This window comes from Methanoregula sp. (assembly GCF_041663825.1).
Classification (GTDB): Archaea; Halobacteriota; Methanomicrobia; order Methanomicrobiales; family Methanospirillaceae; genus Methanoregula.
Window position 1 is genome coordinate 20,664 of record NZ_JBAYLY010000020.1, and the last position, 14,059, is coordinate 34,722.

General features: G+C 59.0%; 12 protein-coding genes. 2 read left to right on the top strand and 10 right to left on the bottom strand.

The features are described from left to right. Nucleotides 1-17: 17 nt before the first annotated feature. Nucleotides 18-2,684: a DUF3656 domain-containing protein gene (locus tag WCX19_RS09705; protein ID WP_373007559.1), complete on the bottom strand. Its 2,667-nt coding sequence runs from the start codon at nt 2,682-2,684 to the stop codon at nt 18-20. 18 nt (nt 2,685-2,702) lie between these two features. Continuing rightward, the gene (locus WCX19_RS09710) at nt 2,703-3,239 is read right to left on the bottom strand and encodes a small multi-drug export protein (protein ID WP_373007561.1); all 537 of its coding nucleotides are present in this window, start codon (nt 3,237-3,239) and stop codon (nt 2,703-2,705) included. A 65-nt stretch (nt 3,240-3,304) separates the two neighbouring features. On the opposite strand from WCX19_RS09710, the gene WCX19_RS09715 reads away from it, so the two are divergent. Next, nucleotides 3,305-3,988 carry a type I 3-dehydroquinate dehydratase gene (locus WCX19_RS09715; protein WP_373007563.1) on the top strand — a complete coding sequence of 228 codons (684 nt, stop codon included), beginning with the start codon at nt 3,305-3,307 and terminating at the stop codon, nt 3,986-3,988. Between the two features lie 355 nt (nt 3,989-4,343). Next, nucleotides 4,344-6,344: a cation:proton antiporter gene (locus WCX19_RS09720; protein WP_373007565.1), complete on the top strand. Its 2,001-nt coding sequence runs from the start codon at nt 4,344-4,346 to the stop codon at nt 6,342-6,344. Nucleotides 6,345-6,460: 116 nt separating this feature from the next. Here the strand turns inward: WCX19_RS09720 and WCX19_RS09725 are convergent, their stop codons facing one another. The 8 genes from WCX19_RS09725 to WCX19_RS09760 form a co-directional block, all read right to left on the bottom strand. Beyond that, nucleotides 6,461-6,958, bottom strand: coding sequence for a hypothetical protein (locus WCX19_RS09725; protein ID WP_373007567.1), 498 nt, complete (start codon nt 6,956-6,958; stop codon nt 6,461-6,463). A gap of 76 nt (nt 6,959-7,034) precedes the next feature. After that, on the bottom strand, nt 7,035-8,021 hold the full coding sequence (gene aroC, locus WCX19_RS09730; protein WP_373007569.1) for a chorismate synthase: 987 nt from the start codon (nt 8,019-8,021) through the stop codon (nt 7,035-7,037). Further along, complete coding sequence (gene aroE, locus WCX19_RS09735; protein ID WP_373007571.1) at nt 8,018-9,406, bottom strand: shikimate dehydrogenase; 1,389 nt, start codon at nt 9,404-9,406, stop codon at nt 8,018-8,020. The genes aroC and aroE overlap by 4 nt, the downstream gene beginning before the upstream one ends. Then, complete coding sequence (gene aroA / locus WCX19_RS09740; RefSeq protein ID WP_373007573.1) at nt 9,403-10,668, bottom strand: 3-phosphoshikimate 1-carboxyvinyltransferase; 1,266 nt, start codon at nt 10,666-10,668, stop codon at nt 9,403-9,405. Before aroA ends, aroE begins: the two co-directional genes overlap by 4 nt. Next, complete coding sequence (locus WCX19_RS09745; RefSeq protein WP_373007575.1) at nt 10,665-11,456, bottom strand: prephenate dehydratase; 792 nt, start codon at nt 11,454-11,456, stop codon at nt 10,665-10,667. Before WCX19_RS09745 ends, aroA begins: the two co-directional genes overlap by 4 nt. Next, a complete protein-coding gene (locus WCX19_RS09750) occupies nt 11,453-12,277 on the bottom strand; it encodes a prephenate dehydrogenase/arogenate dehydrogenase family protein (RefSeq protein WP_373007577.1) in 825 nt (274 codons plus the stop codon). The genes WCX19_RS09745 and WCX19_RS09750 overlap by 4 nt, the downstream gene beginning before the upstream one ends. 2 nt (nt 12,278-12,279) lie before the next feature. Next, complete coding sequence (locus WCX19_RS09755; RefSeq protein WP_373007579.1) at nt 12,280-13,272, bottom strand: 3-dehydroquinate synthase II; 993 nt, start codon at nt 13,270-13,272, stop codon at nt 12,280-12,282. Then, nucleotides 13,269-14,054, bottom strand: a complete 786-nt coding sequence (locus WCX19_RS09760) for a 2-amino-3,7-dideoxy-D-threo-hept-6-ulosonate synthase (protein WP_373007581.1) — start codon at nt 14,052-14,054, stop codon at nt 13,269-13,271. Before WCX19_RS09760 ends, WCX19_RS09755 begins: the two co-directional genes overlap by 4 nt. Between the last annotated feature and the right edge of the window lie 5 nt (nt 14,055-14,059).

Genomic DNA, 14,059 nt, shown 5'->3' on the forward strand with positions numbered 1-14,059 from the left:
CTCTCGGCAGGATTACCCTATTCTTCTTTTAATCCCCGCGAGTAGTGGCCGGCGGTAATGCCTCCCAGTGCGATCGCTTTTACCCGTCCTTTTAATCCTTCAAAATCACGGGCCTGGACACCGGGTTTTTGTTTGGCAAGCGCGATCGCATCGCGGTATACCCTGACCATCTCACGGGCATAATCTGCGGGCCGCCCCCGGGCATCGATCATGATCGTATCGACCCCGCTCTGCACCAGTTCCGGCACCGCATCGACAAGGCAGGTCTCGGCCGCGTTGAAAATATGACTCCGGCAGGCACTATCAATCCTGACCGGGAGCAGATGCCCGGTCTCGTCCCGGATCCCAAGCCAGCGGTTATTTTTACAGGATCCAGAAGTGCGCCGGCACCGGTTTATCACCGCACGCAGGCAGTCCTCGGTTACCATCGTCTCAATATTCCCCTGCACAAACACGGCGAGTTCCGGCCTGCTTCCCTGCAGTCGTGCTGCACGGACAAGTTCTGAAATCTCACTCCCGGTTAATTCCGGGGAGACGAGGAGCATTCCAAACGGCAGCCGGGTAAAAACCCGGACGGTCTCTGCATTAAAAACGTTGAGCGCACAAGAGCCTGCAAGGGCAAGCCCCGGTGCAGCCGCCGCCACAGCAAAGGCGGTTCCCGGGTTTTCAACCATACACTCCTTGAGGCCTGCCACGTGCAGCCGGGGCAGGAGTAAACGGATCGCATCAATCTCAGCCTGCCGGGTGATCCGGGGCAGTTTCCAGATGAGACGTGAATTATGCTTCCGGCAGGTTTCAAGTGCGGAGCGGATCACGACCTCCACCCGGGCCTTTTCCATCTCTGCATCATTTCCTGCCGGGTACGGGAACCCACAGGGTTCTAAACAGATTGTTTCTGCCCCGGCCCGGATACCGGCTTCGACGGCTTCATAACTGTCCGCGAACAGGCAGATGCTCATGTGCCTGAGAGGGATCGTTTGTGGGGTTGGGGTTACGTGAGATGCGGGTGCCGGGTAGTTCGCGATGAACCGGCCGAGACGCTGTTCTGCAGCATTCACCTCTTCCGGCCGGGGCCGGGATGCGGTGACAAGGATCTCCCCGGCGCGGGCGAAAAATTCCCGTCTCACCCGGTTAATCTCGCTTACCGGGGTAAACTGGGTGCCGTCATAAGCGATCTCCAGATCCGCGATAACAAACGGCGTTCCCCCGGTCTTTGCGAGTTGTGCGGCAAGCTGTTCTTTTAAGAGTGGCCGGGACCGGGCGGGAACAAGATGGAGATCGGAGGTGTTTTCCACGGCAACCGGTTCTTTCCCCGGGGGATGGATCGTACCCGCAATGGTCAGGAGGCCGTCATCTGCGACCGAGACGACCATGTCGACCGGCACCGGATGGCGCAGGTCTGACGGGGCCTGTGCCCCGATCTGCCGGGCGCGCCCGGCAAGTTCCTGTGAAAAAGTAAGGAATACCTGGGCGCCTTCCAGCACCGGACGCGGGACCTCAATTACTATCCCCTCCGTTTGCACATCGGGTTCGCTGTTGATGGCATATCCCCACGCGGCTGCCGGATGATTCTGGAGGAAAAAGAGGAGCCCGTCCCCGGGATGCAGGACAACCGACTGGCCGGGGCTTATGGTTACGGTACCATTCGAACGATCGTACCGGGTAACCGTTCCGATGCGCAGTCCCCGGTTATCCGGCCGGTCCCGTCCCATGAGTTTCTCGTTCCTGTCACCGAAAAGGTAGCCCCGGGTAAATTCCCGGTTAAACGCGAGCATCAGGTCACGCTCCACGGCTTTGTCCGGTACAAAGGTGCCTGCCGCTGCTGCATCGAGCGCACGCCGGTACGTGGAGACGACAATGGCCACGTACTCCGGGGATTTCATACGGCCCTCGATTTTTAACGATATGACAGGAGAGTTCACGAGCCGGGGAATCTCGCGGTACGTGCACAGATCTTTTGGCGAAAGGAGATACTGTTCCTGTATATCCATATCGTGCTGCCCGGTTGGCCGGCCGTATTTGTCCCCATCGGCAGCAACAAGCGAATATTTTTTCCGGCACGGCTGGGCGCACATCCCCCGGTTCCCGCTCCGGCCGCCGATCACGGACGACAGCAGGCACTGGCCCGAGTAACTATAGCAGAGAGCCCCATGCGCAAAAACTTCAAGACCGACTCCTGTCTCTCCGGTCTCACGGGCGATCTGCTCGATCTCGGATAAGGGAAGTTCACGGGCGAGCACCACCCGGGAGAATCCCAGCGTGTGTGCCCATCGCACCCCATCCGCGTTATGGATCGTGAGCTGTGTCGAAGCGTGGAGAACAAGGCCGGGCACGATCTCCCGTGCAACTGCCGCCACGCCGGGGTCCTGCACGAGCACCGCGTCGACTCCCATCGCGTACAGCCGGACGAGGTACTCCGCGACCCCGGGAAGTTCCCGGTCGTGGATCAGGGTATTTACCGTCACATACACCCGCACGCCCCGGGCGTGGGCGTAAGCGATGGCCTCCGCGATCTCACCCTCAGAAAAATTCTGCGCGAACTTCCGTGCGCCAAAGTGTTTCCCGCTCAGGTAGACCGCATCGGCCCCGGCAGCGACAGCGGCCCTGAACGATTCCATTGACCCGGCGGGAGCAAGCAGTTCGGGAATTTTTCTTTGCGGAAAGGACATTGCATTTCTGGACATAATCACTCCGTTTTTTTTTCAAGTAAAGAAGAACCGGATCAGGCCGAGGGTGGCAAGGGTCGTCATGGTGGCAGCGATGCAGTAGCCCGCCATGGTGATCGCAAACGACCTGCCCTTCTGCCAGCCGAACAGCCGGGAAACCGGCGCACAGACATACACACCTAAAAGGATCTCGCAGGGGAAAAGGCCGAGGATGCCGTACCGGCCAAACATTTTTGAACGGCCCGCGATTGTTTTTGTTTTTTCAAGGAACCCTGCGACCCGTTTTGAAGTCTGCCCAAAGGTATCAATAATGCCATAGATCCCAAGGAAGATCCCGGCCTCGATGCAGATGACCGCACAGAGAACATACAGGGGCGGGAGGCCAAGGCCGATCCCTACCGGCACCGCCCCGTACTCAATCAAAAACGCACTTGCGATCAGGGCAAAGACACAGATAAGGGACAGACCGAGCAGGTATGCAGAAACAATCGGCAGGACGAGTGCAAGAAAAACACACACCCCAAGCGCCCCGCATACAAGCGAGAGCGCTGCAAGAACTGCCGCACGTTCCATATCCGGGGATATCTTCTACCCGGAAGGGGATAAACCGGTATCCTCTAAAAAAAAATCCCGGTCACATGATTTCCCTGTGGGCGCATCTTTTTGTGGCCTCGCGGCCAAACGTCAGGTACATGCAGATCGTTGCTTCGCTGACCGATCCCGCACAGGCTGCTCCCGCACAGGAACAGGGTGCCGGTATTATCGAGCTCCGCTTTGACCTGATGGATGGCGATCCGGTGGAGATAGTGCAACAGTGCAAAACGTCAAGTTCCCTTCCGGTCATCGCTACGTTCCGCTCCGCACAGGAAGGCGGTCGGTACTTCGGGAGCCCGGAGGAGTGGGCAAAAAAGATCGCACCGGTCATCCCTCTTGTGGACTACGTTGATGTCGAGCAGCAGTTTGCAAAGCAGGCAGGTCCGGTAAAAGAAGCGGGAAAAACGATCATTGCCTCGCACCATTCTGCGCAGATGATGCCGCTCCCTGTCCTTTTTGTGCTGGAACAGGAACTCCGGGCGTACGGGGACATCCCAAAAATTATTGTCACTCCCGATAACGAAGACGACCTCATTGACCTCGTCGCATTTACCCGTGCGGCAAAAAAACCGATCTGCACCGGGGTCATGGGAGCCCGGTTCCGGTATGCCCGGGCGATCCTCCCGCTCTTTGGCTCGGAGTTTGTGTTCTGCCACACCGGTGTGCCGACAGCAGCCGGGCAGTACTCGGTTGAAGAGTTCGTGACTCTCGCAAAACTGCTGGCATAATACGGCATAACCCTTAGAAAACTTTTAATCGGCTCGAAAAAAAGTAAAGATAAGACCTGGCAGAGCATCGTCCGTTATAATGGGGGATATACCTCGTCACGGGTTGGAAAAAACACACCCGAACCGTGTGAGGTTTTTCCTGCCGGGGTTTTCAGGGTAATAATAGTTCAGGTCGCCTTTGTGGCATAATGCCCCACATCGGGGTCGGGAGTGTTAATCCCCCCTGACTTTCCCTGCGTTACAGGTACTCCCGCGTCCAATAACAAAAAACCGGTCCTTAACGTGTTCCAAGTAGTATTACACGACATTCTCCTGCAGACCAAAAAAAATTGATCTCTAAAAAAAGGCTGTCACCATGATCACCGGATATCTGCTTGACATTATCATCATCTTTGCCGCGGCTATCCTCATCATCGCGATAGGCAACCGGGTGAAGATCCCCGGCATTGTCGGGTTTATTGTTACCGGTATCGTGATCGGTCCCTATGGCCTGGGGTTAATCAAGGACGTTGCAATTGTCGATGCCCTTGCAGATATCGGGATCATCTTCCTGCTCTTTACCATCGGCATGCAGTTCTCGTTTCGTACTTTGTACGATATGAGAAAGATCGTTGTTGTCGGCGGAACAATCCAGGTTCTGGGGACGATTGCAGCAACACTTGCGATCACGTATTTTTTCGGTGTGCCGCTCAACCAGGGGATTTTCCTTGGATTCCTTATCTGCCACAGCAGTACGGTCATCACCCTTAAGATCTACCAGGACCGGGCAGAGATGGACAGCCCCCAGGCCCGGGCGACCATTGGGATTTCGCTCTACCAGGATATTATCACCGTCCCGATGCTGATAGCGCTTCCCCTCCTTGCCGGAGAAGCAACAGATATTACCGGATCACTTGTGAGCATGGGAGTTACCCTGGTAGCCCTTCTTGTGTTCGTATTTGCGGTTTCCGTGTACCTGATTCCCCGGGTCATGACGCGGATCACCGGCACGCGAAACCCCGAGATATTCCTCTTAAGCATTATCCTGATCTGCTTTGTGATAACCTACATTACCTCAAGCATCGGTCTCTCGGTCGCGCTGGGGGCGTTTCTTGCCGGAATTACGTTATCGGAGTCCGAGTACTTCCACCAGGCTTTTGCAAGCATTCTCCCGTTTAAGGAAATTTTTACCAGTTTCTTTTTTATCTCGATCGGGATGCTCATCAATCTCTGGTTTATCATCCGTGATCCGGTGCTGATTGTAGCGCTTTTGATTGGCGTTCTCGTGCTCAAGGCGGTTATCGCGGGCGGGGCGACGCTTGCGATCGGCCACTCTCTGCGTACCTCGATTCTTGCGGGTCTTGCACTTTGCAACATTGGGGAGTTCGCGTTTGTGATCTCGATTCCCGGGACCAGTTACGGGCTTTTTTCCCAGACCGAAGAACAGATCTTCCTTGCCGTGACGGTAATTACCATGTCACTTACCCCGATTATGATCTCCGCGGGACCAAAAGTAGCGGACTTCTGTTGTAACCAGCCCTCCATGGCCCGGCTCAATGGCGTGACAAAATCAGAGGAGAGAGAACGTGCCGCAGCGCCACCTGTGCAGGATCACCTGGTTATTATCGGATACGGGCTCAATGGCAGGAACCTTGCCCGGGCGGCAAAAGCGGGAGGAATTGCGTACCGGATTATCGATCTCAACCCCGATACCGTGGCAAAAGAACGCAAAAAAGGCGAGCCGATCTTCTTTGGCGATGCAACCAGCGAATCGATCCTCTCTAACGCTGAGATCGGGAAAGCCCGGATCCTTGTGATCGTCATAAACGACCCGCCTTCCACCCGGGTCATAACACAACTTGCCCGGCAGATGAACCCGCACCTGTATATTATCGTCCGTACCCGGTTCATGACCGAGGTAAAAACACTGGAGGCGTTGGGGGCTAACGAGGTGATCCCGGAGGAGTTTGAGACATCCATCGAGATCTTCACCAGAGTCCTGAAAAAATACCTTGTCCCCAGATCGACGATTGACGGGTTTGTCCGGGAAGTCAGGGCCGGGACGTACCAGATGTTCAGGAGCCCGCCAGAATCCGGTGTGGAACTCACGGATCTCAAGGTCAACCTCCCGGACAGCGATATTGCATGTCTTGCGGTATTCCCCAACTCCCCGGTCGCAAAAAAGAGCCTCCTCTGCCTGAACATGCGCAGGGAGTACGGGATCTCGGTTCTTGCCATCCGGAGAAACGGTGAGATTATGGCGAACCCCGACGGGGACAGCCTGCTCGAACCCGGGGACGAGGTAATTGTGATCGGTGCGCCGGATAAAATAGCCCGTATCGTGCCGGTTTTTCACCCGTATGAAGAACCGGTGTGAGGGATCCGGCAATGGCCGGCCGGGTTTCCTTTCTTTTCGATAAAAAAATGCCATGCAGGAAGAGAGGTCCGGGTCTCGCTCGTGATGACGGGGCCGGGCGGAAAATATCTCCCGACCTACCCGGTGTTCCCGCTACCCGGGAAGGGATAATACTTGTCGATGATCGTGTACTGGTCTCCTGATGTCATCGTGACTACAACGATGACCCGGTCAGTCGCGGTTGTGCCCATCAGCGTTACGCTCGCTCCCACTGCGGGGTTGTCCCGGTAACCGGTCTCAACTATCCCGTCCGACCGGATGACCGTGACGTCCATACGCTGGGTCATGCCAAGGCCCATGCCGCCATTGAACGTGGTGATAATCGTCGGATTCTCCGTGATCGTGTTGCGCTGAACGGTCACGCTGATCGATTCATAGTCAGGCACGGTCTGAACCGGGCCGGGGGTGGCGGAATAGGCGAGGGTTGCCAAAGGTGTCTGCAGAGCGGGAGACTGGGTTGCCGGTGAAGTCTGAACAGAGGTGGCGGAACTGGATCGGCTGGTGCAACCCGTAGCAATGAAGAAGGCTGACAGACAGACGGCGAGTACGAAGATAACCGTGAGCGACCGTTTCATGACAGTACTTTTTTAGAACAGTACCAGATTAATTCTTCTTTTACTACGCCGGGGTGGCAGCACCACGAAAAAAAGATTACCGGTATTTCCCCTGTTCCAGCACCGCGTCGATGAGCACGAGTGCCAGCATCGCTTCTGCGACCGGGATGATCCGGGGCACGATACAGGGGTCATGCCGGCCCCCGACCGTGATTGTCACACCATTCCCATGAATGTCCCGGGTCTGCTGGACTTTTGCAATCGACGGCGTCGGTTTTACCGCGATGCGGACAACGATCTCCTGCCCGCTCGAGATCCCGCCGAGGATCCCGCCCGCGTGGTTGCTAGAGAACCCGGTTGCCGTCATCGGGTCGTTGTTCTCGCTCCCGAATTTCCCTGCAACAAGAAACCCGTCGCCGATCTCCACTCCCTTGACCGCACCAATCCCCATCATGGCGCCGGCGATGGCCGCGTCAAGTTTCCCGAAGACCGGGTCGCCAAGGCCGGCGGGGCAGCCGGTGGCGGTGATCTCCGCAATGCCACCCACGGAGTCTCCCGCTTTTTTTGCTGCGAGGATCTCCTGCTCGATCTCCTTTTGGGAGGTTTTGCCGTGCACTTCGAGGATTTTTCCGGTGACGGCAATCCCTTTTGTCGCAAGGTACTTCAGCGCCACGGCCCCGGCTGCGACCCGGCCGACCGTCTCCCTGCCTGAGCTTCGGCCACCGCCCCGGTGGTCCCGGCACCCGTACTTCTCCTGGTACGTGAAATCTGCGTGGCCGGGCCGGAACTTTTCCCTGAGTGCCTCATAGTCTTCGGAATGCATGTCCCGGTTTCTTACGAGCAGCGCAACAGGTGCGCCGGTTGTCTTTCCCTCAAATACACCGGACAGGATCTCTACCGTGTCGGTTTCGCTCCGTGCTGATGCAAGAGGGGATGCACCCGGCCGGCGCCGGTCGAGCAGCGGCTGGATATCCGCTTCTGATATTTCAAGCCGCGCCGGGCACCCGTCGATAACAGCGCCGACAGCCGGGCCATGGCTCTCGCCAAATGTGGTGACTGCAAAGTTTCTGCCAAAGGTGTTCATGCCAGTATCTCCCTTATTACCGTATCGGGGACATCGATCCCGAAGAAGAGCCGGAACTGCTCCCGTGCCTGGTGGATAAAGACCCCGGTACCGCTGATAGTTGCGCAGCCGGCTTTTTGGGCGGCCGCAACGAGGGGGGTGACCGGAGGTGTGTACACAAGATCAAATACGGTCATCTCCTTTTTGAGTTGATCGTCCCGCAACGGGCTTTTGGTATCCGGCTGCATGCCAATCGATGTCGCGTTTACGACAAGATCAGGATTGATCCCGTCAAAGGCGTCCCACGCTTTCCACCGGCAGCCGAACCGTTCCGCAAGTGCCTGTGCTTTCTGTTGCGTCCGGTTTAAGACCGTGACCTCCATGTCCAGGTCCGTGAGCGCGTAGGCTGCTGCCGCCGCGACTCCTCCTGCACCAAGCAGCACCGCACGGGCGCCCTTGCAGCCGGCAAGAGGTTTTTGTATGCCCAGCCAGTCCGTGTTGTACCCGTATGCCGACCCGCAGGCAAAGACCACCGTGTTTACCGCACCGATCTGCTGCGCCGCGTCATCGATATTATCGAGGCAGGCCATCACGTCCCGTTTGAACGGGATGGTGACCGAGAGCCCTTTTGCATCGATGTCGCGGGCGACCTGCATGATGGTCTCGACAGAGGAATCCTCAAACCACGTGTAATGGCAGTTGAGGCCGTACTTCACGAAGAGCCGGTTAAAGAGGAACGGGCTCCGGCTGTGGGCTGCCGGCCAGCCGGCGATGCCGAGGATCCGGGTCTGCACGTCCCGGTCCGGGCCGGTAAGGATGTTTTTGAGGGGGATTAGCCCCTCAGCCGGGACACGTCCGTCGGCAAACCACTGCAACGCTGCTTCCCTCTCCAAAGGTGCAACCGAACCGTTTTTGAGGAGGAAAGATATACGGTCTGCGGCCTCTTGTGGCGATGTACCGCTTGTATCCACCCAGAAATCGGCCGAGGCAGCGTACTGCCGTCTTCGTCGTTCAATCACCTGTGCGATCTCCTCTTTGAGGGGCAGGTTTGTAAGCGGTGGCCGGGGGGCACGGGCGAGCCGGCGCTCGATCGTTGCAAGATCGGATTTCAGGAGAACGCAGATACTTCCGGCCCGGAGGTGCTCCATGTTTTTCGGGTCGATCACCGCACCTCCCCCGGTGCCCACAACGACGTCCCGGGGGGGAAGAGCAGCGATTACGTCTCTCTCAAGCGCCCGGAACTTCTCCTCTCCGTCAGTCCTGAAGATCACAGGAATCGTGCGGCCGCTTTTCTGTTCGATGAGGGCATCGGTGTCAAGAAACGGCACGTTTAAGCCGCGTGCGAAAATGGTGCCGATTGCCGTTTTGCCGGTCCCGCGATAGCCGAAAAATACGATTCGCTTCATTCCATCACTTCCGCGAGTGCATCCCAGAAACCGGGATAGGACTTGTTCACGCACTCCGCACCGGTGATCGAGACCCCTCCGATTCCAAAGCCGAGGACGGCAAAGCTCATCGCGGTCCGGTGGTCGTTTGCCGGGTCGATGGTGCCCCCGTGGAGGGGAGCGGGCCGGATGATGATCCGGTCATCATCGGTGTTTACGGCTGCGCCGAGCTGCTTTAAGCGTTCAGCCGTGACTGTGATGCGGTCGCTCTCCTTATACTTCAGGTGGCTGATACCGGTGATCACGGTCGGGGTCTTTGCGACTGCCGCTACCATGCAGAGCGTCTGGACGGTGTCGGGTGCCGAGGACATGTCGATGGTGATCCCGGTAAGGGGGCCTTCGTGTTCGACCGTGACACCGTTATGACCAGAGGTGACATGGCAGCCCATCTTCCGGAGTGCAGTAAGGAAGAGCCGGTCGCCCTGCATGGATTCCGGGTTGAGGCCGGTCACGGTCACGTTACCTCCGCAGATCGCGGCAAGGGCAAAGAAGTACGAGGCCGACGAGTAGTCCCCTTCGATGACATACGTATGGCCGGTGTAATAATCCTTGTTGCTGACCTCGAACCTCCGGTACCCTTCACGCCGGATCACGGCACCGAAATCGGTCATGACGCCGGCCGTGATGTCAAGGTAGGACTGCGATGCGGGCGTGCCCGTGATCGAGAGCGCAACCTCGTGCTCTGCCCAGGGTGCGGCCATCAGGATCGAGGAGGCGAACTGGCTGCTCGCTGACCCGTCGATCGTGGCGCTGCCGCCGGCAAGCGGGCCCCGGACGGTTATAGGGGGGAACCCCGTTTTCTTTTCAAACGAGACCCGTCCCCCGAGCGCGACCAGCGCATCGGCAAGGGGCCCGAGGGGCCGCTCCTGCATCCGTGCGCTGCCGGTAAGGGTGACCGGGTGATCGGCAAGCATGGCGGCCGAGGCGAGCAGTCGCAGGGAAGTGCCGGAATTATCAAGGTCGAGCACCGTGCCCGGCGGACAGGAAAATGCGCCGTCGCAGCCTTCGATGGTCACGCTGTGGGGCTCAGCCTCAACAGGGACACCGAGTTTCCTGAGGGCGGCCATCGTGAGGTTCGTGTCGTCTGCGATAAGCGGGTGGACGATCATGCTCGTACCCCGGGCAAGCGCGGCGGCGATGAGAGCCCGGTGCGTGTAACTCTTTGACGGCGGGGCGGCAACAGTGAGATCGACGCCGCGCCGCTGGGGGAGGGTGACTTTCATGCGGGCACCTCTGTTTTCGGGTAGCATCCCAGTTTGCGGATTGTTGTTATCCCCTCCAGTTCGCGGAGTGCTTCGTCCGTGCACCCGCTGACAGCATAATCGAGGAAGAATACGTATTTTCCCATGCCCCGTTTCGACGGCCTCGACTCGATCCGGGAAAGGTTGATCCCCCGCCGGGCAAAGACCCCGAGGAGATCGTAGAGCAGCCCGGCCCGGTCGGTGTCCGGGTCGATCAGGATGCTGCACTTGCCGGCCCGGCATGTGGGGTTCGGGGTTTTTGAGATTCTCACGAACCGGGTCGTGTTCTCCGGGTTGTTCTCGACGTGTTCTGCGATGATGGGCAGCCGGTAGATCGCGGCTGCCGAAACCGAGAGGATCGCCCCGGCATTCGGGGTTTTTCTCGCTTCGAGCGCGCTCGACGCATTGCTGCTCGTGTGGATCACCGGGACTTTCCAGTCCTCGATGCACCCGCTGCACTGCTCGTGGGTCTGCGGGTGGGCGTAGATCACCCGGATTTTGTCGAGCGGCACGAGCGAGGCGAGGTTGTGGTGGATCGGCATGTACATCTCCGCGGTGATCGAGAGGGAGTACTGGGTGAGCCCGTCAAGGGTCTCGCCCACTCCCCCGGCCTCGGAGTTCTCGATCGGGACAATCCCGTCTCCCTCTCCCGCCGCGACTGCGGCAAAGATGCTGTGGATGGTCGGTTCGAGGACGACCGGGCCGTTCCCGAGTTTGAGGGCGAGTTCATGAGAGAATGTCCCTTCGGGGCCGAGCGTGATGACCGTCATTTCTTCACCATGCACTCGATCAGGGCATCGGTTAAGTCCTGCCCACGCTTGCAGTACTCGCCGAGGTGTCGGGTGTCCTGCATAAAGAATTCCGCGAATGCATCCGGGTCGCCTGTTTTTACGATTGTCTCAAGGTCGCCGACCGCTGACCGGCAGGCGGCAAGGACTTCGGGGACAAACGGGTTCTGTTCGAGGATGTCGGCATAGAGCGCCGGGTCCTGCGAGAGGAGGCGGCCGACAAGGCCCAGTTCGATCTGGTAGACCGGGCTCATGTACGCTTCGGTCGCCCTGATGTCGGTGTTCATCCTCCGCAGGGTATCGGCCATGCAGATCGTGACAAAGTGCGTGAGCCCCTGGACGACGGCCATCATCCGGTCGTGCTGCTCGGGGGTCGCGAGCGTGCAGACCGCGCCTTCACGGGTGAAGATCCCTGCCAGGTAATCGAGCGCTGCATCGGTCGAGCGGGCGGGGCAGACCACGATCGTCTGGCCTGCAATCGACGATACGGTCGGCCCGAACATCGGGTGGAGCCCGATCACCTGCGCCTTTGACCGGAGCATGGCAGCGACCGGTGCGACCTTGAGCGAGGTGAAGTCGCAGAGGAGCTGGTCGTCCCGCATAACGGGCGCGATCTCCCCGATGACCCGGACCGTGTCCCGGATCGGGACCGAGACTACCACGATGTCGCAGGTCTCTGCGAGCTGCACATTCGTGAGCGCGGTCGAGCGGCCCGAGACAAGGGTCTCGTAGCCGGCCCGCTCAAAGACGGGGCGAAAGAGCTGGCCCATCCTCCCGGTTCCGCCGATGATTCCTGCCTTCATGCTCACTTCTCGCGTATCGTCTCTTTGACCGGCATGCCAAAATGCCTGCCGCTTTCGAGCGCACAACCGAGAATCGTATCTCCCGCCGCGAGGTTCACGACCGAGATCGCGTTCCCGTCGGGGGTGACAAGCCGTATTGTCTCCGCGTTCTGGAGGATGAGGCTTGCCTTTGCGCCGCCCTGTCCTGCGATCGCTTCCACGAGCAGCAGGGGCCGGCGCTCGATCTTGGTTCTGCCCACAATCGCGGACCGGGCCGCACCTTTTGCGTCGGACACGAGCACCTGTCCCCCGATGGAGAGGTCAGAGAGATACGCGGTCTTCCCGTCCGGGAGGAGGATGTACGCGTGCACCGCGCCGGCGTTCACCCGGAACGGTCGGGGCGCGACATAGGGGTTCTCCAGTGTCTCGGCATGGACAAGGAGCATGGCAGACGAGGTATTTCCCATCAGCATACCGTCGCCATCGACAAGCATCGAGCAGGTGTCCACGCAGACCCGGTCGCCCATCCCGACGGGCTGGATCTTCGTCACCGTGAACGGGATGAGGCTGACTGTGCCTGTCGCGTTCTTGATGAGCGCCGCAACGGCTTTTACTACGGACGGGTCGGTGGTTTTTAAGAGAATACCGTACACGCCTTTCTCAAGGACGTGGAGCGCGAGTTCGGCCTCGCGCACATCCTTTACCGCCGCGACAATCTTATCGGACTGGGCGACGAGGTTTTCGAGCGGGATGACCGTCCAGTCGCTGGTGGTGACGACCACGATCCGGTTCTTTCCTTTTACCGCCGCATCGTTCTCGCTTGCCTTATCCGTGATGCTGCACTCGGCGACATCGGTTCCGGGCTTAAGGTCGCCGTCCGGTGCAACCGTCGCGATCCGCCCGAGCCGTTTTACGTCATCGGCCCTGTCTGCCACGATCACGTCCGCACCGCTCTCGATTGCGGTCGTCGCGACATCCTTGTTCCACGGGCGGCAGTCTACCCAGAACTGTTTCATTGAGGCTGCTCCAGCGCCTTCTTCGGGTCAACCTTGTTGTGCACGACCCGGCAGAGGGCGTGGACGAACGCCCGGGTGTCGTTTCTCTGGAAGGCGTTCCTTCCCATGCAGACACCGGCCCCGCCTGCCGCGACCGAATCCCGGATCAGTTCGAGCGATTCGAGGTCGCTGATCTTCTCGCCGCCGGCGACAAAGACCGGCACCGAGCAGGCTTTCGTGATCCGGGCAAAGGCTTCGGCGTTGCCCGGGTAACTGGTCTTGATCATGTCAGCGCCGAGCTCTTCAGCGACCCTCACGCACTGGCCGATGGTCTGGGGCGAGGCCGGGTCGATGCCCTTTCCCCTCGGGTAGATCATAACGAGGAGCGGCATGCCCCAGCGGTTGCAGTCCCGGACGATCTTTGCGCCGGTCTCAAGCATCTTTGACTCGTTCGGGGCCCCGAGGTTGATGTGGATGGAGACACCGTCAGCGCCGAGCGCGATTGCCTCCTCCACGGTGCAGACGAGCACCTTGTCGTTCGGGTCCGGGTTGAGCGAGGTGCTGCCCGAGAGGTGCACAAAAAGCCCGATGTCCCGGCCGTGCCGCCGGTGGCCGCGCTTGACCATGCCCTTGTGGAGGACAATCGCGTTTGCCCCACCTTCGCTCACATCGGTGATGACCTTTGTCATGTCCAGGAGGCCGTCGATCTGGCCCATGGAGAAACCGTGGTCCATCGGGATGATCACGGCCCTGCCGGTGTTCCTGTCCATTATCCGTTCGATCCGTATTTCCTTTCCAATCATGATTT